The organism is Streptomyces sp. NPDC030296 (assembly GCF_055572815.1).
The window spans coordinates 96,222-118,099 of sequence record NZ_JBVICQ010000006.1 but is presented as its reverse complement, the minus strand read 5'-3'; the positions used below and the strand labels follow the sequence as shown (position 1 = coordinate 118,099).

Here is a 21,878-nt window from a genome sequence, read left to right as displayed (position 1 = left end):
CGCGGGTCGACTTCGCGACTGAGACGGGGCGCCCGACCGACCGCCGGCGGCCGGGCGCGGCGTTCACGCGTCGATACGGGACCGGTCCAGCGTGGCCGCGGAGCTGGAGATGAACTCCTTGCGCGGCGCGACGTCGTTCCCCATCAGCAGGTCGAAGACCTGTTCCGCCGCTTCCAGGTCCGACAGGTTGATCCGCCGCAGCGTCCGGTGCCGCGGGTCCATCGTCGTCTCCGCCAGTTGGTCCGCGTCCATCTCGCCGAGGCCCTTGTACCGCTGGATGGAGTCCTTGTAGCGGACGCCCTTGCTCTGGAACTCCAGCAGCTTGTCCCGCAGCTCCCGGTCGGAGTACGTGTAGACGTACTTGTCCTGGCCCTTCTTCGGCTGGACCAGCTCGATCCGGTGCAGCGGCGGCACCGCGGCGAAGACGCGGCCCGCCTCGACCATCGGCCGCATGTACCGCTGGAACAGCGTCAGCAGCAGGCACCGGATGTGGGACCCGTCCACGTCGGCGTCGGTCATCATGATGATCTTGCCGTACCGTGCCGCATCGATATCGAACGTACGCCCGGATCCGGCCCCTATGACCTGGATGATCGCACCGCACTCGGCGTTCTTGAGCATGTCCGTCACGGACGACTTCTGGACGTTGAGGATCTTGCCGCGGATCGGCAGCAGCGCCTGGAACTCGGAGTTACGGGCGAGCTTCGCCGTGCCGAGCGCCGAGTCGCCCTCGACGATGAACAGCTCGCTGCGGTCGACGTCGTCGCTGCGGCAGTCGGCGAGCTTGGCGGGCAGCGACGACGACTCCAGGGCGGTCTTCCGCCGCTGCGCGTCCTTGTGCTGGCGCGCGGCGATACGCGTGCGCGCGGCCGCGACGACCTTCTCCATGACGACCCGCGCCTGCGCCGCGGCGTCCCGCTTGGTGGAGGTGAGGAACGCCTTGAGCTCCTTGGAGATCACCTGCGCGACGATCCGGCGGGCCGCGGACGTACCGAGGACCTCCTTGGTCTGGCCCTCGAACTGCGGCTCGGCCAGACGCACGGTGACGACGGCGGTCAGACCCTCCAGGGCGTCGTCCTTGACGACGTCGTCCTCGGCGACCCGGAGCATCTTCTTGGCGCGCAGCACCTCGTTCATCGTGCTCGCCACGGCCTGCTCGAAGCCGGCGACATGGGTGCCGCCCTTGGGGGTGGCGATGATGTTCACGAACGACTTGAGGGTCGAGTCGTAGCCGGTGCCCCAGCGCAGCGCGACATCGACGCCGAGTTCCCGGGTGACCTGGGTGGGGGTCATCTGGCCGTGCTCGTCCAGCACGGGGACGGTCTCCCTGAAGGTGCCCTCACCGGTGAAGCGGAGGATGTCGCAGACGGCCTTGTCAGTGGCCAGGTACTCGCAGAACTCGCTGATGCCGCCGTCGAAGCGGAAGGACTCCTCACCCTTGCTCCCGCCCTCGCCGAGCCCGTACTCGTCACGGACGACGATGGTCAGGCCGGGCACCAGGAACGCGGTCTGGCGGGCGCGCTGGTGGAGGTTCTCCAGCGAGAGCTTGGCGTCCTTGAGGAAGATCTGGCGATCGGCCCAGTAGCGCACGCGCGTGCCGGTGCGCGTCTTGGGGATCCGCTTGGTCTTGCGCAGCCCGCCCGCGGCCTCGAACTTCGCGTCAGGGCCGTTGCCCGCGAAGGCGCCGGGCACACCGCGCCGGAAGCTGATGGCGTGGGTGCCGCCGTTGCGGTCCACCTCGACGTCCAGACGGGCGGAGAGCGCGTTCACCACGGAGGCGCCCACGCCGTGCAGACCGCCGGAGGCCGCGTAGGAGCCACCGCCGAACTTGCCGCCGGCGTGCAGCTTGGTCATGACGACCTCGACGCCGGACAGGCCGGTCTTGGGCTCGACGTCCACGGGGATGCCGCGGCCGTTGTCCCGGACCTCCACGGAGGCGTCGTCGTGGAGGATCACCTCGATGTGGTCGCAATAGCCTCCGAGGGCCTCGTCCACGGAGTTGTCGATGATCTCCCAGAGGCAGTGCATCAGACCTCGACTGTCGGTCGAGCCGATGTACATTCCGGGGCGCTTCCGCACGGCCTCGAGCCCCTCGAGGACGAGCAGGTGCCGCGCGGTGTAGTTGGAACCGTCCCGGTCTGCTCCGGTCAGCAGCGCTGTGGACGGCACGGACGTCTCGGCGGTCACGCGGTTCGCTCCTCGCTGAATTTCAGGTGAGGCCCTTTTGGGTAAGGGGCCCGGCTCGGTTGCCGGTCCGAGGGTACCGAGCCCTGGTAGAGCCGTTGTAACGCCACCCTCGCTGGAAACTCAGGGTAGTCCAGGCTCGCATGCGTGTTCGATCCCTCGATGGGGTGAAGTACATATCACGTTCCCTTCGAGGCATGAACCATTTAGGCTCCGGGCACGTCCTCATGAACAACCGGCAACCCAGCCGGGAGGACCGTACAACCAAGAGAGCAACCGCCAGAACCACCGACAGACAGCGCGAACCCGTACGACACGAAGACACGCACTACGGCTCATTCGCCGCCAACCGGCAACAGACAGCCGGCCTGGAAAGATTTTTTCGAGGAAAAGCCGCGAGCGGGAACGTTTTCGGCCTGGTTGGATGTTGACCCTGGTACGACAGCTCGTCGAGCTAGAGAAGAGGCGACGTGACTACTGTTCTGACCCCCGCGACCCCGCTGACGGCCGCTGACCGATGCGACCGCTGCGGCGCCCAGGCCTATCTGCGCGTCGTCCTGCTGAGCGGTGGAGAGCTGCTGTTCTGCGCCCACCACGGGCGTAAGTTCGAGCCTGAGCTCAAGAAGATCGCCGCGGAGATACAGGACGAGACGGAGCGGCTGACGTCCGTTCCCGCCACCGCGGAAACCGACGAACGCTGACGCTTCGCACCAACGACGAGCCGACACCGGCTCGAGGCCGGTGACCGGGCGGCCACTCCCGCACACACGGGGTGGCCGCCCGCTCTCGTTCCGGTGCCGCATTCGTTCCGCGCCCGCTGCCGCTCCGCGGCCCTGTGCGGCACCGTGGCGGTGCCGCACAGGGCGTGCGGCTTCCACCGCCGGTACGGCGTTCAACGACCTCTCAGCGGCTCTCCGCCAGCACCTGGGCCGCGTAGGAGCCCCTGGTGTACACCCCCGGGCTCCCGGCCAGGCCGCAGCCGCTGCCCCACGACACGAGTCCGATCAGCTTTCCCCGGGCGACGAGCGGTCCTCCACTGTCCCCCTGGCAGGCGTCCCGGCCGCCGTTCAGCTCTCCCGCGCACACCATGGAGTCGGCTTGGTACCGGCCCTCCGCGCCGCCCGGGTAGGCCCTCGCGCACACGGAGTCGGCCAGCACCCGCACCGACGCGGCCCGCAGGCTCAGCGCATAGTCCCCGGCGCCCGTGGTGTCGCCCCAGCCGTAGACGGCCGCGGCCGTGTCCGGCTCGTACGCCGGATCGCCGGCTTCCGCCAACGGGAGTACGGAACTCTCGGGAAGCGGCGTCGCCAGTGTGACCACGGCGAAGTCCCCCGCGTTCGTAGCCGCGTCGTACCGCGGATTGACCCAGGTGTCGCTCACCGGGATCTCCCGACCCTCGTTCGAGCGCAGATCGGCACGGCCCGTGATGACCATCAGGTCGGGTAGCCGTGCCGGGGGCCCTCCCAGCACCTCCTCGCTGAGGCAGTGGGCGGCCGTCATGACCGTGGAGCGGCCCACCACGACGCCGCCGCAGAACTGCCCGGCTCTCGTACCCCCGAACCGGTCACGACTGGACAGCGCCACCGTCCAGGGCGCCTGAGAGATCTCGACGGGGTGACCGCCGACGACGACGTCGGCGGTCGCGGTCGGAGGTGCGGCCAGCGGTATGACGGCCGTGGCGGCCGCGAGGGCCAGCAGTCGGGCAATGGTGGGACGCATGCGCGCTCCTGACTCTGGGAGATGGATAGCACACCCAGAGTTATCCACGTGGCGGGCGCCCGCATGCCGCCCCCCACGCCGAAGGCCCGGCTCCTTCGAGGGAACCGGGCCTTCGACGCCTGTCTCGGCCCGCACGCGGACGGGTCCGCGGCGGGCTCAGTCGAGGTAGTCGCGCAGGACCTGCGAGCGGGACGGGTGGCGCAGCTTCGACATCGTCTTCGACTCGATCTGGCGAATGCGCTCACGCGTGACGCCGTACACCTTGCCGATCTCGTCGAGCGTCTTGGGCTGACCGTCGGTGAGACCGAAGCGCATGGAGACGACGCCCGCCTCACGCTCGGAGAGCGTGTCGAGGACCGAGTGCAGCTGCTCCTGGAGGAGCGTGAAGCTGACCGCGTCGGCCGGGACGACGGCCTCGGAGTCCTCGATGAGGTCACCGAACTCGCTGTCGCCGTCCTCGCCCAGCGGAGTGTGCAGGGAGATCGGCTCGCGGCCGTACTTCTGGACCTCGATGACCTTCTCCGGGGTCATGTCGAGTTCCTTGGCCAGCTCCTCCGGGGTGGGCTCGCGGCCCAGGTCCTGGAGCATCTGGCGCTGCACGCGCGCGAGCTTGTTGATGACCTCGACCATGTGCACCGGGATACGGATGGTGCGGGCCTGGTCGGCCATGGCTCGGGTGATCGCCTGACGGATCCACCAGGTGGCGTACGTGGAGAACTTGTAGCCCTTGGTGTAGTCGAACTTCTCGACGGCGCGGATCAGACCGAGGTTGCCCTCCTGGATGAGGTCCAGGAAGAGCATGCCGCGGCCGGTGTAGCGCTTGGCCAGGGAGACCACCAGACGGAGGTTGGCCTCCAGGAGGTGGTTCTTGGCGCGGCGGCCGTCCTCGGCGATGATCTCCAGCTCGCGCTTGAGCTTGGGGGCGAGCTTGTCGGCGTTGGACAGCTTGTCCTCGGCGAAAAGACCGGCCTCGATGCGCTTGGCGAGCTCGACCTCCTGCTCGGCGTTGAGCAGGGGGACCTTGCCGATCTGCTTGAGGTAGTCCTTGACGGGGTCGGCCGTGGCACCGGCGGCGGCGACCTGCTGGGCCGGCGCGTCGTCCTCGTCCTCGTCGGAGAGCACGAAACCGGCGCTCTCGGCGCCCTCGGGCTCGTCACCGGGCTTGCCGCCGGGGGTCTCCTCGAGGACTTCTTCCTCGATGAGCTCGACGTCGTCTTTCTTCCCGGTGACCTTCTTCGCCGCCGTCTTCTTCGCGGCGACGGTCTTCTTGGCGGGGGCCGCCTTCTTGGCGGTCGCCTTCTTGGCGACGGCCTTCTTGGCGGGGGCGTCTTCGGCGGAGGCTTCGGCCGCAGGTGCCGCCGGCGCGGCGGCGGCGGCCTTCTTGGTGGTCACCGTCTTCGCCGCGACCGTCTTGGTGGCGGTGCGCTTGGCCGGACTCTTCGCTGCGACGCTCTTTCGGGTGCGCTTGGGCTCCGCGGCACTGACCATCAGCGTCACACCCTCTTCCTCGAGGATCTGGTTGAGGCTGCGCAGTACGTTTTTCCACTGAGTGGCCGGGATCTGGTCAGCTTCGAAGGCCCGACGCACATCGTCGCCGGCGATCTGCCCCTCAGCCTTTCCCCGCTCAATGAGCGCCATGACAGAGACGGACTCGGCGATCTCCGGCGGGAGCGTACGGGATGTGCTGGCCGACACGAACAACCTCTCGGAACGTTGGAAAACGGCTTCCGGCCCCGTCCTTGGACAGGAGCCGACCACCGGCTTGGGGATGGGCCGACGGTGCGGGCGAGGGCCGGGAAGATGCACAGCGCCGTGAACGGCGTCCGTATTCCCTCCGCGGCTGTCACCTCTTAGGTCATCGCGTGGCTCCCGCGAGCGTTACGCCCAATCTGCGTGGCCCGAGTCACACCCCGTAAGCGCTCAAAAGCGGTCAGACATGGCCAGAGGTAGTCGAGCCAGGGCCACGACCGGTGCTCCTACCTCGTGTACCCACACGATTTCCGAACGAACTCCCCAGCGGGGGGCCGCCTCATTTGCGGAGGCATACGGTCCTGCTGTCTGGCGGACGGGAGCGGGGGCGGGGGACGACCGGGCGGGGTCGGTCCGGCTGCAATCGATCCGGCGGAGATCGGATCGATGCCGACCAGTCGGAGAATGACGGACGGCGGCGTCCGGGGCGGGCTTCGCATGTACGGGCGGTCGGCGACCCGGCACCTGCGCCTACGGGCAGCGGTGCCCACGACCGTGCGGCCGTCGGGCCGTGGGGGCGTCGGGCCGTCGTGCCGCCGGGCCCCGCCGAATCCCGGAAGGATCCGATGGGGTCCGGCGGCACACGGTTCGCCGGCCGATCAGGGTCGCCAAGGGCTCACACCGCGACTGTGCCGCTCCAGTCGCGCCCTGTGTGCGCTCAGTGCTCGCGCGGCGCGGGCACCACACGTTCCACCTCGGGGTGGACCGTCAGCAACTGCCGCATGGCCGTCTCGGCCGCTCCGCCGTCGCCCGCGGCGAGGGCGTCGACGATCCGGGCGTGGTGCACGAGGGTCGCCTCACCCGGCCGGTCACAGCCGGTGGCGGGGCCGCCGGAGACCTGGAGCGCCGCCGAGACGATGCCGGAGAGGTGCTCCAGCATGCGGTTGCCGGCGACCTGGATGAGCAGCGAGTGGAACTCGGCGTCCGCGCGGGAGAAGGTCAGCGCGTCGCCCTGGGCCATGGCGTGCCCCATGAGCTCGACCATGTCGCCGAGCCGCTGCTGGACGTCGTCCCGGCCGTGCCCGGCGGCGAGGCGGGCGGCGAGCGGCTCGATCGTCCAGCGCAGCTCGCCGAGCTCGCGCCGCTGGTCGTCGCGCTGGGGGCCAAAGGCCCGCCACTCGATGATGTCCGGGTCGAGGAGGTTCCAGTCGCTGACCGGGCGGACCCGCGTGCCGACGTTCGGGCGGGCGCTGACCAGCCCCTTCGCCTCCAGGACGCGGAGGGTCTCACGGACGACGGTGCGGGAGACCTCGAACCGCTGACCGATCTCCTCGGGGACGAGCGGGCGGTCGGCCCCCAGATCGCCGGAGACGATCATCTGACCGAGCTGCTGGACGAGTTGGCCGTGGAGCCCGCGTCCACGGCTCCCGGCGGCGCGACGGCCCACGCGCCCCAGCTCGGGGTCCGCGCCGTCCCAGGAGGGGATGCCGACACGGTCGACGCCGGGGTGCTCGGCGTAGGGGTAGCGGTCGAGTTCGCCCGGTCCTGCGAGGCCGGAATCGGCGGAGCGGGCGGCGGTCATCATGGTGTGCGCAAGGGTACTCACGCATCCTTTGTCGGCTGCGTTCTCAACTCCCTTGAGGTCTTTGGTGAAAAGCACACGAAAGGGTGATCGCTCACCCCTTCGCAATTGACGCCTTATCGGAAAGAAATGGGCGTTCCACGAGGAGTTGCGCACATTGCGGCGGCGGAAGAGCACGGAGCGTGAGCACGAAAGAGTGAGGGACGATCCTCATCGGACCCTGCCGCGTACCGTCGTGAACAGATAGGCCCCCAGCAACGCGGTCAGCGACAACAGCAGCGCCCCTCCCTCGGGTTGGACGATCACCCGCGCCGCCGTCTCCACGTAGCGATCACCCCCGAACGGCCACTGCGTCAGCACGAGCTCGCGCAGCCGCATCGGAAATCCGATCGCATGTCGCACGGTCGGCCCCTCCAGTGCCTTCTGCACCAGGGGGACGACGAGGAGGGGGACGGCGACCACGGCCGCGAGCCCCGCACTGGTGGAACGGAAGACGCCCGCGGCGAGCACCCCCGCCCAGGCGCACCCCACGACGAAGCCCAGCCAACTCGCACCGAGCGGCAGCCAGTCACCGGGGATCGAGGTGAGTTCCGGTCCGTGGAGCAGGTAGAGCACCTCCAGGTCGCAGCCGACGGTGAGCAGGGCCAGCAGCAGGCCGGTGGCGGCCGAGACGAGGAGTTTCGCCGCGAGGAGCTCCAGGCGGCGTGGCACGGTGCCGCGGTCCACGGCCAGCGCCGGGTACCGGAACTCGTCCCCGAAGGCGATCGCGCCCAGCAGCCCCGCCCCGACGGCCGCGGGCGGCAGCGGAAGCTCCCGCGGCCACGCGGCCAGCAGCCGTGGCTGCGGCGTGTGCCCCGTCCCGGCCAGCATCACGGCCATGACCGCGGAGACGACAATCACGACGACCGCGGTCACATAACCGGTCCCGACCCCTGTGGCCCGGCGCAACTCGTACAGCACCGGACGCAGGGGGTTCGGCGCCGGGCGAACGGTGATGGGGGGCGGGAGCGGGGGCAGAGCGCCGGTCTCGACCGAGCGGGGCAGGCGGGGCGACTGCTCTTGCGTAGCCGCCCCGGGGTCATCGCCCGCCCCCTGCGGCTCCTCGACCGAGTCACCGGAATCCCCCTCCCCCGGTTCCCCCACATCAGGCCGCGACGGTGTCGGCGTCGCGGCCGCCGTCTCCGTCTCCGTCTCCGTCGTCGCCGCCGTCGCCGCGGCCGTCGGCCCCATGTCACCGATCTCGTCGGCGAGTTGGTGTACGAGGATGCCGTGCCGGAACGCGGTTTCACCGACCTCCGCGCATGTACTCCCGTACACCGAGAGCCGGTTGCCGCCCTCTCGAACGATCTCCACGGAACGTCGTGCGGTCCGGGCCTCCTTGGTCAGCAGGGCGCCGAGGCGGGCGGCGTGGGGGGTGCGGACGGCCACCCGGGGGCGGAGGCGGGTGCGGGAGAAGTCGGCGACGTCCTGGTCGGCTACGAGTCGGCCCTGTTCGAGGGTGAGCACCCGGTCGGCGATCCGTGCGGCCTCCTTGGGGTCGCCGGTGGTGAACAGGACGGTGCCGCCCTGGGTCGCGTGCGCCCGCATGATCCCGTGCAACCAACGCCCTTCGCGCACGGACAACCCGTGGGTGGGCTCGTCGAGGACGAGGGCGTGCGGGTCGGACAGCAGCGCACAGGCCAGGCCGAGTCGGCGGTCCATGCCCCGCGAGAGGGTGCTCAACCGGGCCTCGCGCAGACTGACCAGACCCATCACCTCCAGGACTTCGTCGGCCCGCCGCGCGGGCAGTCCCGCGGCCGCGCACAGCATCCGCAGATGACCCCGAACCGTGCGGGCCGGATGCCCCGGCACTTCGCCCAGCAGAACACCCACCTCGCGGTTGGGGTGCGCGATGCGGTGCAGGGGGCGTCCTCTGAAGTAGGTGATTCCCCGGCCCTGTTGGAGTTCGAGCATCAGCCTCAGCACGGTCGTCCTGCCCGCACCCGGCGTTCCGAGGAGTGCGGTGACACGGCCGGAGTGCGCCTCGAACGACACGTCGTCGACGGCGGGCGGAAGCTCCTTGCGAGAGGTGCTGGTCAGTCCGATGGCCTGGATCACCCGAAGCAAGATAGCGCGATATGTCCGGTTTTCCGGGCACCTCGCGGCTCGCTTCGAGGCAGCGGGCGGCGCCGGGCCAAGCCGCCGGACGGACCTCGGCTCGTTGCGGTGCGCTCCCGTCAGACCTCGGGGCGGAGCATCGGCGGGTTGAGGAGCGTGGCGCCACCGGCACGGAAGAGCTGGGCGGGGCGGCCGCCCTGCCGGGTGGTGGTGCCGCCCGTCGGCACCAGGAAGCCGGGCGTACCCGTCACCTTCCGATGGAAATTGCGCGGATCGAGCGCCACGGCCCACACCGCCTCGTAGACGCGACGCAGCTCACCGACGGTGAACTCCGGCGGGCAGAAGGCGGTCGCCAGCGATGAGTACTCGATCTTCGAACGAGCACGCTCCACGCCGTCCGCCAGGATCTGCGCGTGGTCGAAGGCCAGCGGCGCCACCGGCTCGCCGTCGCGTCCGTAGCCCCCCTGGGCCAGCAACTCCTCGACGGGCGCCCAGCGCGCGCTGTTCGCGTCGCCGCCCGGGCGGGGTGCCGGCAGGTCGGGGGCGAGCGCGAGGTGGGCGACGCTGACGACCCTCATTCGCGGGTCCCGCTTCGGGTCGCCGTAGGTCGCCAACTGCTCCAGGTGCGCACCGTTGTCCTGCGCGGGGGCGGACGGATCGTGGGCGGTCAGCCCGGTCTCCTCGGACAGTTCCCGTGCGGCGGCCTGTGCCAGATCCTCGTCGGGCCGTACGAAGCCGCCGGGCAACGCCCACCGCCCCTGGAAAGGCTGTTCGCCCCGCCGCACGGTCAGCGCGCACAGCGCGTGGCGGCGGACGGTCAGCACGACCAGGTCGACGGTGACGGCGAAGGGCGGGTAGTCCGACGGGTCGTAGGGCATGCCGCGATCATAGTCGTCTCCCTGACGATAAACACTCCCTTCAGTGGTCGCTTCCGTTCTTGATCCGCTTCTGTCCGACACCTGACTCATGATCCACCCGGGGCCTTCGCGAGGTCCGCACGGGCGTGGTCGATCACACGTCCGCCGAGGTCACCCTCCCAACTGCAGACCCCCGGCCGCTTCCTCGACCATGGCGAGCCCCAGTCTGCTGACGCGCACGGCGAAGGGGGCGCCGGCCACACGCAGGCCGGTCAGGCCGATTTCGCCCAGCGGTGCGCTGCTCACCGGCCGCAGCGTCACCGTGCCGGCCGGGGTGTCCGGCCGGATGCCCACGAGGGTGGTGAGCAGCAGCACACCCGAGGCCGCCGCCGTCGCGGCCGGTCTGCAGGCGGCCGGATGCGGCAGCGGCGCGCCGCCCTCGGCGCGCCGCTCCCCCGCGTACATCTCCGGCAGTCGGTGGCCGAAGCTCTCGGCCGCCGCCAGCACTCCCCGCATCAGAGCGCTCGTCTCCTTCTCGTAGCCCGCCGCCGCGAGCCCGGCAACCGCGATCGCCGTCTCCTGCACGCGCACGGCACCGCTGCGGTGCCCGAACGGGTTGTACGCCGGCTCCTTCGCGCCGAGGCTGCGCAGCCCCCACCCGGAGTCCATGGCAGGTCCTCCGAGCAGCCGCGCGAGCTGCTCGGTCTGCACCTTGTCGAGCAGGCCCGGAGCCTGGCGGCCCCCGCCGAGCAGTCCCATGTCGAGGAGGTGGGCGGTGGCCGCACCCAGATGCGGGACGAGGCGCCCGTCGGGGGTGCGGGCGGCGGCGGGTCTGCCGCCGCCGCGGTCGTCGACCCAGAAGTCCGCCCGGAATCGGGTGCGCAGTCGTATCGCCCACTCCCTCAGCTCGTCCGCGCCGGGTCGGCCGTACGCGTCGAGCAGGTCTGCGCCCAGCAGCGCGGCCCGGTGGGCGTGTGCCTGGGTCTCGCAGCGCAGCGGACCGCCGGGGCCCGGGTCGGGCAGATAGGTCCCGGCTCCGACGGTGGCCCGCAGCCACCGCAGACAGCGCTCGGCGGCGGGGAGCAGGTCCTCTGTCTCCTGCTCGGGCAGCCCCCAGCGTCTGGCCTCGGCCAGGAGCACGGGGAAGTGGAGGGTGGCTTCAGTGCCGGTGCAGCCCGGTGGCAGATGAGGGCCCGCGTCCCTCCGTGGGCCGGGGATCATGCCCGACCGGGCCGCCGGCCCCGCGAGCTGGGTGCGGGCCAGGGTACGCAGGGTGCCCGCGGCGAGACGCGTGCCGAGGGGCAGCGTCATGCGGGCCGCGATCAGGGCGTCGGCCGGGGCCATGCCGCAGCGCCAGGGCGCGCCCGCCGCGAGGTGGATGTCGGACGGGTTGGCGGGGTCGCGCAGCAGCAGAGCTTCCAGGTCTTCCAGGCATGTGTGCAGCAGCGCCCCGGCCCGGGAGTCGTCGCCCGCGGCCTCCGCCTGGGCGAGGGGGCTCGTGGCTCCGCGTCCCACCGGTCTGATGGGGCCCGCCCCGTCCGGTCGTACCCGTAGCTCCACGCTGCGCGAGCCACCGGGAGGCAGTTCCAACTCCCAGCGCAGTAGTCCGGCGGAGGCCAGGGCGTCGGCGGGTGGCGGGGAGGCGGTGACGGTCGAATGACCGGTGGCGCAGGACCAGCGCAGGCCCGCGTCACGGACGCTGGCGGGCAGCTCCTTACCGGGGCTGCCGGAGGCGACGGCAGGCAGTTCCGCGAGGTCCGTGCCCAGGGACACCTCGACGGGCAGGCGCAGTGGGCGGCGGGCCTTACTGTGCAGGGTGATCCGCTCGGTGCCGTCGGCGTGGCGGGTGCGTTCCACCATCACGTCCGGGTCGGGACCGGCGTCGGCGGAGACGCGCAGCGTTCCCACGAAGCGGGCCCGGTCGGCCGTGATCATCCGTGCCTGGACGGGAAGGGGCTCCCGTCCGGCCACACGGATCTGGCAGCGGGAGAGCATGCGCCGTCCCCCGCGGTAGAAGCCTTCCAGCCCCTCGCCGGTCAGCTGACCGTGTTCGCCGGAGATCGCAAGGCCCGGCAGAGCGACGCAGATCAACGTGGTGTGGGCGGGGGGCAGCTCCGTGGGGCGTCGGGCGCCCGGAAGCGACGGTGGGGTAGGGGCCGGGTTTCCGGCAGGCGTGGCGGTCGGTGGGGTGGGGGCACCCGGGCCGGTTGTGGGGGGCTTGGTGCCGCTCGGGTTCCTCGGGCGCACGCCGATGGCCGGCGATGACGGGTTGCGGATCTCCGGGCGCGGGGCCGGGATGCCGTTCCCGCCGCGGGTGCGGGGGGTGGGCTGGCGGAGCCTGCCGAACGACGGGACGTCGTCGTAGGCGTCGGGCAAGGAGGGCAGGGACATGGAGTGGCTTCTTCTGCGTTCGGCGCGCGGTGGGTGCGCTCGGCACCTGGTGGAGAACAGCGGTGACGGTGTGACGGGACGGGGCGGCGGCGAGGGCAAGCCACGGATACCGCCACTCAGGTGAACGGAACGGCTCGACTCCGGGTCACGGTGCAGTCGTTCATCGGCGTACGTCCCATCCGGGGCACGGCCGCTCATCGGCGTGCCGCCCTTCCGGACCATGGACGTCCATCGGCATGCGTCCCCTCCCTGTCACGGCTGTTCATCGGCATGCGTCCCCTCCGGCTTCGTGACCTGGCCGTCGACGGTCCGGCGGGCCCGTGCTCGGCCACGGGGGCTGTCGGCGGCGCGTGCCGAGCGTCGGCCTTCCGGCGAGGTGCCGTCGGTGGGACGCGGACGACGTGGCTGGGCCGTACCGCCGGGTGAACGACGGCCGGCGCGGCTGTCAGGGCTTCGTTCCGGTCGTGACCGGCGCCGGCGCCTGGAGCCGGTGCCGCATGCCTTGTCAGCGGATGCCACATCACCGGGTGGCGCTTCGACTGCGGTTGTCGCCTCGCTCGGCTGTTCAGCAACGTCCGGTGCGGTCTCGGCGCCTGCCTCCGTCGTGGTCGTCGGAAGCTTCGGATGCTCTCGTCCCCTGCGTTCCGCGCGGAGGCAGCGGCGGATCGACTCGGGGTCGAGGCCTTCGTTGCAGGCCTGGTGGAGGAGGCGGGCGAAGAGGTAGTCGCGGTCGGCGGCGAGGGCCATGGCGAGGGCTTCGCGGGCCTCCAGCTCGTCGCCCGTCGACCACGCCACCCAGCCGGCCAGCGTGAGAGGGGCCGCGGCGTGTTCTCCGTAGGGGCCCACGCAGCGGCGGGCGAGAGTGCGCCAGAGTCGGAGCGCGGGACTCGCCTCGTCACCCTCCATCCACTCCGCGGCCCGATCCCGGGTCGCCCTGTCCTGGAGGCCCAGAATCATGATGGCGGCGTCGTCATGACCGATCACCTCGTCGTCGCGCAGATCCGCGTCGAGGGTGCCGGACACGGTCGGTACGGCCGCGAGGCGCTCCATGGCGCGCCGGACCACCGCGAGCGTCTCCTCGGCCACATCAGCGCGGCTCTCCGCTTCCAGGATGCGCGGCACGAGGGCAGCCTGGGCGGTGTCGAGCGCGGCCTCCTGCTGCAATGCCGCCGCGGTCTCCCACGGCATGAGTCGCGCCCTCAACTCCCGTAGCGTGCCGCGTACCTGAAGGCCCGCGTAGGTCGCGGCGGCGGCCAGCACGGAGGTGCCGGGCAGCCCCATCGCCTCCCCGTCCGGGGAACAGCATCCGTTGCCCGGGCAGCAGTACGACCAGAAGCGGCCGTCGGAAATGCACAGGGCCTCGACCACCGGGACGTCGAGGGCGCCGCAGGCCCTGCGCAGGAGTTGGGCCAGTGGCCGCAGGCGCTCCATGACGTCGCGCGCCGACTCGCCGCCCGCCGGGTCCTGGCACAGGAAGGCGACCATGCTCTCCGGTTTGGCGCCCCGGCGCTCGCTGCCGGTCACCAGCCCGTGGGCCAGTTGCTGCGCCACGGACGGCCAGTCGTCCGTCTGGGTCGGGATCCCGAGCCGGGCACGCCCGCCGAACCGCCCCTTCGCCTCCCCGTCGTGCAGTGCGACGAGAACGATGCTGTCCTCGGGGTGATAGCCGAGCAGATACGGCAGGGCGTCGGCCAGCTCGGCCGGGGTCCGCAGAGTGACCTGCTGCTCTCCGACGGGGCCGGCGGCCGCGCCGTGCCCCGCGTAGGCCCCGCATTCACCGTGCCCCATGAGCGGGGCTGTCCCCTCGGGCGCCGACGCGTGCCCCACGAGCGGCGGCACCGCCCTGTCAGGCACCGCCCCGTGCCCCGCTGACTCGTCATGCCCGGGCTCATGCCTCGGCCCCCAGTCGTCGCGCTCCGACCGAGACCGCGGCCCCCACTCGTCGCGCTCCGCCCGAGACCTTGGCCCCCACTCGTCACGGTCCGGGAGAGGCCGCCGCTCGCGGTCCTCGTACGCGGTGGTCTCCCCGCGCCCGGTCCAGCCGTTCTGCCCGCTGATGTCACCGTTGCCGGAGGTCCCGGCCGCTTCGCTGTGATTCGTCATGCGGCGACCATCTCGCGGATCTTGAAATTCCGCTTTGACCTGTGGATAAGTCCGACCATGACCACGTCAGAGGTTGTCCACAGATCCACACCGCTCGTCCGCGCGATGTCCGAGGCATCGGCTTGCATGGGGCCATGAACGACGCGAACCTGCCCATCACGGATCCCCGGCATCCGCCCGCAGCCGGCTCAGTCGACCCGCTCGTCGTCGGGGGCGGAGACCGGCCCCGACCCGACCAGAACGTCACTGTGCGGGGAACGGGCCTTGACCGGCGGGGCGGCGGGCGGTGCCGTGGCTCCGGCGAGGGACGGATAGAGCGCGGCGTGCCGACGGCGGGCCTCCGCGGCGGCTTCCGAGCGCGGCACCGCGATGTGATCCGCCCGGCCGTCCGCCCGGAGGGCGGTGACCAGGCACAGGTCGTCGAGGAGGCGCGCGCCGCTCAGGTGCCGGGCCGCACTCCGTGCCCCCGCCGGAACCGTCAGGCAGATCTCGCCCGCGGTGTCGAACTCGGTGACCGGCAGTCCCTCGGCCCGCAACCGCCCGGCCACCGCCCGCCGCTCCCGGCCGGACCGGAACGACCACACGTCGCTGCCCTGGTGCACGACCACGGCAGCCGCCTCCGGCCCCGCCCCCACGACCGTGCCGACGGCCCGCCGCTGGTCCCGCACGGCCCCGTCCCCCACAACGGCCCGGTCCCCGGCCACGACCCCCTCCTCCGGTTCGGCCTCCAACCGCTCCCCCACCCCGGTCTCGCCCCCCGCCCCCTCACCCCAGGGAAAGGGACGGCACCACACCCTCACCCCCGCGCGCTCCGCCCACTGCACGGCGCCCTCGTGGACGACCTTGGCCCCGTGGCGGGACATCCGGCGCACCCCCTCGTAGCTGATCCGGGAGAGGGGGCGGGCCTCCGGGACGAGATAGGGGTCGGCGGTGCAGACGCCGGGCACGTCGGAGAAGAGTTCGCAGGTGTCGGCGCCCAGCATCGCCGCCGTCGCCACCGCGGAGAGGTCCGAGCTGTTGCGGCCGAGCATGACGGTCCGCCCGTGCGCGTCGACCGCCTGGCCGCCGGGGACGACCGCGATCCCGCCGTCGGTCAGGACGCGGGACAACGCCGTGGCGTCGGCCGAGGTCACCGTCGCCCGGTCCGGCGGGCCCTCGGCGAGGAGGCCGGTGCCCGCCGCGGGAACCGGATGCGCGGCCACGCCCTGCGCGTCGAGCGCGGCCGTGAGGAGGGCGACGCTGACGGTCTCACCGGTGGTCAGGAGCATCGCGGCGGCCGAGGCCGGCGGATCGGCGGCGAGGGCGTCCAGGGTCTGCTGGAGTCTGCCGGTGGTCCCGGACATCGCGCTCACCACGACGACCAGCGGGCGCTCCTCCTCGGCGCCGCGGCGCACCGCGTACCGGGCGACGCGGTGATAGCCGTCCAGGTCGGCGAAGGCGGAGCCGCCGAACTTCAGCACCAGCGGACGGCTGCCGGGGGCGCGGCGGGGGGTCATCCGAGCCACCCGTTCTTGGTGGCGAGTTCCACGATCTGCAGGGCGTTCAGCGCCGCTCCCACCCACAAATTGTCGGCGACCACCCACAGAGCCACCGCCCGGTCGTCCTCGGGCTCGACGCGTATCCGGCCGACATGGACGAGGGCCCGGTCCTCGGGGCGGGCGAAGACGGTGCGGGGCATGGGGTAGGAGGGGGCATCCGACCGGCGGTAGGCCCGGAGGCCGGGCGTGGCGGCCAGGGCCTCCTCGACGGATGCCGTTGTGACCGGCTCGCGCAGCCGGAGGTGCACGGCCTCGGAGTGGCAGTCGAAGACCGGGACCCGTACCGCGGTGGCGCTCACCCGCAGCTCCGGCAGGCCGAGGATCTTGCGCGGTTCACGGACGAGTTTGCGTTCCTCGTGCGTGAGCCCCGTGTCGTCCCGCAGCCCTATCTCGGGGACGAGGTTGAAGGACAGCGGCTGCCCGAAGCGCCCGCCGGCGGCGCCCTGCGCGCGGGGCTCGTCCAAAGTGGTGGCGACCTACCAGGCGGCGTCCGGCGGTGGAGTGCGCGGTCTGCGGGAACTGGCGGAGGGTTCCAGGACCACGACGCTCTCCAGGCCCGCCAGTTCGTGCAACGGGTGCAGGGCGCGCACCAGTTGGATGGTCGAGCAGTTGGGGTTGGCCACGAGCCCGCTCACCGGGCGGTCGTCGAGGGCGCCGGGGTTGACCTGCGGCACCACGAGGGGGACGTCGGGGCGCATCCGGAAGGCGGAACTGTTGTCGACCACCAGCACCCCGGCCGAGGCGAGCCGCTCCGCCTCTCGGGCGCTCACCTCCGCGCCCGCGGAGAAAATGGCGACATCCAGACCCCTCGGGTCCAGATCGTCAAGGGTGACCACGTCCGTCATGGGCAGGGAGAGCGCCAGTTCGGCGGCCAGATCGCGGCCGACGCTGCGCGCCGAGCCTACGGGTGTCACCTGCTCCACGGGCACGATCCCGCCGTCGAGCAGGGCCAGGCACTCCCGGCCCACCGCTCCGGTGGCGCCCACTACCGCGATGCGCAGCATTCGGTTCCTCCTGTCGGCCCCCCGTGTGGGGCTCAGTGCGTGGTCGTGTCGGGTAAGCGGCCCCGGAAGGCACGCCGATAGGCATTGGGGGTGGTGTTGAGGGAGCGCACGAACTGGTACCGGAGGGCCGCCGCGTTGGCGAAGCCTGTCCGGGCCGCGACCATCTCCATCGTGTCGTCGGTGTTCTCCAGCAGCCGCTGGGCGCTCAGCACCCGCTGGGCCAGCAGCCAGCGGTAGGGGGTGGTGCCCGTCTCCATCCGGAAGCGGCGGGCGAAGGTGCGCGGCGACATGCAGGCCCGTGCCGACAACTGCTCGACGCTGATCTCCTGGTCCAGGTGCCGCTCGGCCCAGGCCAGGACCTCGCGCACACCGTCCTCCCCGACGTGCGCCACCGGCCGTTCGATGTACTGGGCCTGGCCGCCCTCCCGGTGCGGGGGCACCACCATGCGCCGGGCGATGGCGTTGGCGACGTCACTGCCCTGGATCTTGCGCACCAGGTGGAGGCAGGCGTCGATGCCCGCGGAGGTGCCGGCGGAGGTGAGGATCGGGTCCTCGTCGACATAGAGGACACCCGGTTCCACCTGGGCCTTGGGGTAGCGCTCGGTGAGCGCGGCGGCGTACCGCCAATGGGTCGTGCAGCGCCGACCGTCCAGCAGTCCCGCGGCGCCCAGGACGAAAGCGCCCACACAGACGCTCACGACCCGGGCGCCGCGGGCCACCGCCTGCCGCAACGCCTCCAGAAGAGCGGGCGGGAAGTCCCTGGTGTGGAAGTCGTCCCCCACCGGGATGGCGATGAGATCGGCTTCCTCCAGCCGGTCGAGCCCGTAGGGCGTGCTGATGGTGAACCCGGGCACCGCCCGCACCGACGAGCCTTCCGCGGCGACGAGAGCGAAGTCGTACGCGGGCAGCCCCTCCTCGCTGCGGTCGATCCCGAATACTTCGCACACGACACCGAGTTCGAATGGATGGACGTTGTCGAGCAGGACCGCGGCTACGTTCTTCAGCATGGGAACCAATGTGGCAGTAATGCGTGGTCTTCTGACAGTCCCTGCGCTGTCGCCTGGCCGGATCGGCCCGCATACTCTCGGCATGGGCCCTGAAGCGAGGGGAGTCACTCACTCGCGTTCATGGGCGGAGGCGCATCGTCGAAGGGCTCACCAATGGAGACCATCCCACTGCGGATTCCCATTACCACGGCCTGTGTGCGATCGGATGCGCCGACCTTCGTGAAGACGGCGGACAAGTGGTTCTTCACCGTCTTCTCCGATATTCCGAGGGCTTTGGCCACGCGACGATTCGAATTTCCCCGGGAGATGAGCACCAGGATCTGGCGCTCACGGGCCGTCAGCAGATCGAGCGAGGTCCGCGCTGCGAGGACCTCCTCGGAACGCGACGGTTCGACACCGGCCTGCCGGCCGCCGTCGGCGTCGGCGTCGGCCCGTAAGTCCTCGATCACCTGTTCCTGGGCTTCCAGCGCACCTTGCGCCTCGTCCAACGCTTTGTGCACGTTGGCGACGACCTCGGCCAGTGCCGCCACGGGCTGCGCCGGCGCCCCGCACAACACGCAGCACCGTCGGGCTCTCGACTCGGTGGCGGGCTCTCGCACAACACGTGACATTCATGAACTCCCTCCATCGATATGAATGAAATGGGACGCGCTTCTCCATAGGATTCGGGGGCTGCGGGGGTGAGTTGGGACACCGGGTCAGGAAGAAAGCTGCGCGTGGATCGCCACCGTCTTACAACGCGTGTATTCGCGCAGTGCCTCCAGGCCTTTCTCCACTCCGATTCCCGATCGCCGGTAGCCGCCGAACGGCAACTCGACTCCACCGGCCGCACTGTAGTTGTTGACGAACACCTGCCCCACGCGCAGACGTTGGGCGAGCCAATGGGCCGTCGTCACGTCCGATGTCCAGATTCCGGCGGCCAGTCCGTAGGTGGTGTGTTCCGCGAGGGCGACCGCCTCGTCCAGCGCGTCGAAGACCGAGACGCACAGGACGGGTCCGAATATCTCCTCGTTGAAGACCCGGTGGTCCGGGGTCACCCGGTCGAGGATGGTGGGCTCCACGTAGAAGCCCTCGGCGTACGCGTCCCCGTGCGGTACTCCCCCGCCGACGACGACCTCGGTGGTGCGCAGGCCGTCGGCGAGATGTCCGAGCACCCTGTCGCGCTGGCGGGCGGAGATGAGCGGGCCCAGGTCGGGATCGTCGATTCCCGGCCCGATGCGCAGGGAGCGGAACTCCTCGGCGAGGGCGGCGACCAGTTCGTCGTGCACGGAGCGGTGGACGAGCAGCCTGCTGCCGGCGGAACAGTTCTGTCCGGCGTGCTCGGTGATCGACTCCACGATCTGCGGCACCGCGCGTGCGGCGTCGAAGTCGGGCAGGACCAGGTGCGGCGACTTGCCGCCGAGTTCCAGGGTGACCGGCACGATGTTCCGCGCCGCCGCGGCCATCACGGCCTCGCCGACCTCCCGCGAGCCGGTGAAGGCGAGGCGGTCCACGTCGGGGTGGGCGGTGAGTGCGGCGCCCGCTTCCTCCCCGAGGCCCGGTACGACGTTGAGGGCCCCGGGCGGAAGTCCCGCCTGTTCGACGATGTCGGCGAGGCGCAGCGAGGTCAACGGCGCGTCCTCGGCCGGTTTGAGGACGCAGCAGTTCCCGGCGGCGAGGGCGGGGGCCACAGTCCTGGCGGCGATCTGCAGCGGATAGTTCCACGGGATGATGTGGCCGCACACGCCGTAGGGTTCGCGCAGCGTGAAGGCCAGTCGGCCCGGCTGCTGCTGGATGGTGTCACCGCCCAGGGCTTCGACGGCGTTGGCGTAGAAGTCGAAGTAGCGGGCGGCGATGTCGGCGTCGACGCGGGCCTGGCCGAGTGGCTTGCCGGTGTCGAGGGTCTCCAGCTGTGCCAGTTCCTCGCGTTCGGCGCGCAGCCCGTCGGCGATGCGGTGGCAGATCCGCGAGCGCTCGACCGGCGTCGAGAAGCGCCAGACCGTCTCGTACGTGTTCCGGGCCGCCTGCACGGCCGACTGGACCTCGGCCGCGCCACAGCGGGCGACTCGTGCGAAGGGGCGGGCGTTCGACGGATCGAGGACGTCGATCCACCGCGTGGTGGGAACCTGCTTTCCCGCGATGACAGCCGTGTACTCCGGTATTACTGCTTCACTCACGGGTGCATCCAGCTCCTTGGCCTGGGGGGAGGGCCGCACTGCTTCATGGTCGGACGGTCAAAACAGTCGGACGGTCGGGCGGTCAAACGGTCGGGCGGCCGAACGGTCAAGCCGGTCAAGCCGGTCGGACGGCCGGACAGTCGGAAGGTCAGGCGGCCATCGAACCGGCGATGATCCGCTGGAGATCGTGCGGGGCGACGTCACGGGGGCAGCACACCAGCAGCCGCTGCTGTTTGAGCGCGCCTTCGACGAGGTCGGGAAGGTCCTTGGCGGAGTAGCCGAAGTCCGCCAGTCCGGTGGGCCCGCCGGTGTCCGCGACGATGCTGAGCAAGGTCGCCGGCAGCACGTCCGCGCCGTTGGCCTCGGTCACGCCGGCGAGGTTGGCCCCGAGCAGTTCGGCGGCCCGCAGATGGCGATCGGGGGAGGTCGGGTACGTGAACTCGAAAGCCGCCGCCGCGGTCGAGACGACCGCCGCTCCGTGGGGCACCATGGCGTGGTCGACCTGGTATCCGTCCGGCCGGTAGTCGCGGACCAGTCCGGCTATGGGGTACGCGCAGGCATGCGGGATGTGGGTGCCGGCGTTGCCGAACCCCATCCCCGCGAAGCTCGCCGCCCGGCTCATCCCCGTCCGGGCCTCCAGGTCGTCCGGGTTGAGGACGGCGCGCCTGAGGTAGCGGCCGACCAGTTCCAGCGCCTGCTCCGCCCAGACGTCGCTGATCGGATTGGCGCCGATGTACAGCGGCCGGTCCCCCGGGGTGGGGTAGGGCGGGCGTCGGTCGTAGGCCCGGGCCGTGTACGACTCGCAGGCATGGGTCAAAACGTCGTAGCCCGAGGACGCAGTGACCGCCGGGGGCAGGGTCAGGGTGTTGACCGGGTCGACCAGTGCCAGGGAGGGCAGCAGCCGCAGGTCGCTGATCCCGGTCTTCACGTTCAGACCCGTGACGCCGAGGGCGACCATCGCGGTGCACTCGCTGCCGCTGCCGGCTGTGGTGGGTACCGCCACCAGCGGCTTGAGTGGGCCGGGGATCGGGGATCCGGCGCCTATGGGTGCGTTCAGGTAGTCGCGGACGGGGCGGCCGGGATGGGTGAGCAGCAGGTTCAGCATCTTGGCGGTGTCGATGGAGCTGCCGCCGCCGAGACCGACGTAACCGTCCACCTGGAGGGACCGCAGTTCACGGGCCGCTTCGGCGCAGCTCTCGTCGGTGGGTTCCACCCGGGCCCGGTCGAACACCGAGACCGAGATCCCCTCCTGTTCGATCTGTTTGGCGACACGGGCGGGCAGACCGAGTTCGGCCAGAAGGGGATCGGTCACCAGCAGCACCGATGAGATGCCGGCTTTTCGCAGTTCATGGCCGATCTCCCGGGTGGCACCGACACCGAATTTCAAGGGTGGTGCCTGCCAGCTGATTATTCGTTCCCGCTCTGGACCATTTCCGCCATACGCATACGACTCCACAGTCCACCCCCGTCTTCAGATCGATCTCGGTGACTTCGATCGCGAAACTGTTGCCGCGAGCACGAAACAGTTGCCGCGAAGGATGACGCACAGTC

Annotated in this window: 16 protein-coding genes; 1 reads left to right on the top strand and 15 read right to left on the bottom strand. The window is 71.1% G+C overall.

Annotation, left to right across the window (positions count from 1 at the left end; all coding sequences use genetic code 11):
• Positions 1 to 63: 63 nt before the first annotated feature.
• Entirely contained in the window at positions 64 to 2,187 is a 2,124-nt protein-coding gene (locus tag ACZ4Z3_RS18725) for a DNA gyrase/topoisomerase IV subunit B (RefSeq protein WP_468502017.1), read from the bottom strand.
• A 467-nt stretch (positions 2,188 to 2,654) separates the two neighbouring features.
• Between ACZ4Z3_RS18725 and ACZ4Z3_RS18720 the strand changes: the two genes are divergently transcribed.
• The gene (locus tag ACZ4Z3_RS18720) at positions 2,655 to 2,885 is read left to right on the top strand and encodes a DUF7455 domain-containing protein (protein ID WP_055512778.1); all 231 of its coding nucleotides are present in this window, start codon (positions 2,655 to 2,657) and stop codon (positions 2,883 to 2,885) included.
• A 202-nt stretch (positions 2,886 to 3,087) separates the two neighbouring features.
• Here ACZ4Z3_RS18720 and ACZ4Z3_RS18715 read toward each other — a convergent pair whose 3' ends face one another.
• The 14 genes from ACZ4Z3_RS18715 to ACZ4Z3_RS18650 form a co-directional block, all read right to left on the bottom strand.
• Positions 3,088 to 3,903 carry a serine protease gene (locus ACZ4Z3_RS18715; RefSeq protein ID WP_468502016.1) on the bottom strand — a complete coding sequence of 272 codons (816 nt, stop codon included), beginning with the start codon at positions 3,901 to 3,903 and terminating at the stop codon, positions 3,088 to 3,090.
• A gap of 156 nt (positions 3,904 to 4,059) precedes the next feature.
• Positions 4,060 to 5,598, bottom strand: a complete 1,539-nt coding sequence (locus ACZ4Z3_RS18710; protein ID WP_468502015.1) for an RNA polymerase sigma factor — start codon at positions 5,596 to 5,598, stop codon at positions 4,060 to 4,062.
• Positions 5,599 to 6,310: 712 nt separating this feature from the next.
• The gene (locus tag ACZ4Z3_RS18705; RefSeq protein WP_468502014.1) at positions 6,311 to 7,198 is read right to left on the bottom strand and encodes a FadR/GntR family transcriptional regulator; all 888 of its coding nucleotides are present in this window, start codon (positions 7,196 to 7,198) and stop codon (positions 6,311 to 6,313) included.
• A 186-nt stretch (positions 7,199 to 7,384) separates the two neighbouring features.
• On the bottom strand, positions 7,385 to 9,271 hold the full coding sequence (locus ACZ4Z3_RS18700; RefSeq protein WP_468502013.1) for an ABC transporter ATP-binding protein: 1,887 nt from the start codon (positions 9,269 to 9,271) through the stop codon (positions 7,385 to 7,387).
• 119 nt (positions 9,272 to 9,390) lie between these two features.
• A complete protein-coding gene (locus tag ACZ4Z3_RS18695) occupies positions 9,391 to 10,149 on the bottom strand; it encodes an NUDIX hydrolase (RefSeq protein WP_055715528.1) in 759 nt (252 codons plus the stop codon).
• Positions 10,150 to 10,299: 150 nt separating this feature from the next.
• Positions 10,300 to 12,519 carry a glycogen debranching N-terminal domain-containing protein gene (locus ACZ4Z3_RS18690; protein ID WP_468502012.1) on the bottom strand — a complete coding sequence of 740 codons (2,220 nt, stop codon included), beginning with the start codon at positions 12,517 to 12,519 and terminating at the stop codon, positions 10,300 to 10,302.
• A gap of 252 nt (positions 12,520 to 12,771) precedes the next feature.
• On the bottom strand, positions 12,772 to 14,307 hold the full coding sequence (locus tag ACZ4Z3_RS18685; RefSeq protein ID WP_468502011.1) for a DUF4192 domain-containing protein: 1,536 nt from the start codon (positions 14,305 to 14,307) through the stop codon (positions 12,772 to 12,774).
• A gap of 503 nt (positions 14,308 to 14,810) precedes the next feature.
• On the bottom strand, positions 14,811 to 16,118 hold the full coding sequence (locus ACZ4Z3_RS18680; RefSeq protein ID WP_468502010.1) for an amino acid kinase family protein: 1,308 nt from the start codon (positions 16,116 to 16,118) through the stop codon (positions 14,811 to 14,813).
• Positions 16,115 to 16,624: an Asd/ArgC dimerization domain-containing protein gene (locus ACZ4Z3_RS18675; protein ID WP_468502009.1), complete on the bottom strand. Its 510-nt coding sequence runs from the start codon at positions 16,622 to 16,624 to the stop codon at positions 16,115 to 16,117. Before ACZ4Z3_RS18675 ends, ACZ4Z3_RS18680 begins: the two co-directional genes overlap by 4 nt.
• 12 nt (positions 16,625 to 16,636) lie before the next feature.
• Positions 16,637 to 17,164 carry an aspartate-semialdehyde dehydrogenase gene (locus ACZ4Z3_RS18670; protein WP_468502008.1) on the bottom strand — a complete coding sequence of 176 codons (528 nt, stop codon included), beginning with the start codon at positions 17,162 to 17,164 and terminating at the stop codon, positions 16,637 to 16,639.
• 32 nt (positions 17,165 to 17,196) lie between these two features.
• A complete protein-coding gene (locus tag ACZ4Z3_RS18665; protein WP_468502007.1) occupies positions 17,197 to 18,171 on the bottom strand; it encodes a GlxA family transcriptional regulator in 975 nt (324 codons plus the stop codon).
• A gap of 104 nt (positions 18,172 to 18,275) precedes the next feature.
• Positions 18,276 to 18,701, bottom strand: a complete 426-nt coding sequence (locus ACZ4Z3_RS18660; RefSeq protein WP_468502006.1) for a LuxR C-terminal-related transcriptional regulator — start codon at positions 18,699 to 18,701, stop codon at positions 18,276 to 18,278.
• Positions 18,702 to 18,869: 168 nt separating this feature from the next.
• On the bottom strand, positions 18,870 to 20,327 hold the full coding sequence (locus ACZ4Z3_RS18655) for an aldehyde dehydrogenase family protein (RefSeq protein WP_468502005.1): 1,458 nt from the start codon (positions 20,325 to 20,327) through the stop codon (positions 18,870 to 18,872).
• A 148-nt stretch (positions 20,328 to 20,475) separates the two neighbouring features.
• Positions 20,476 to 21,714, bottom strand: coding sequence for a hydroxyacid-oxoacid transhydrogenase (locus ACZ4Z3_RS18650; RefSeq protein WP_468502004.1), 1,239 nt, complete (start codon positions 21,712 to 21,714; stop codon positions 20,476 to 20,478).
• Between the last annotated feature and the right edge of the window lie 164 nt (positions 21,715 to 21,878).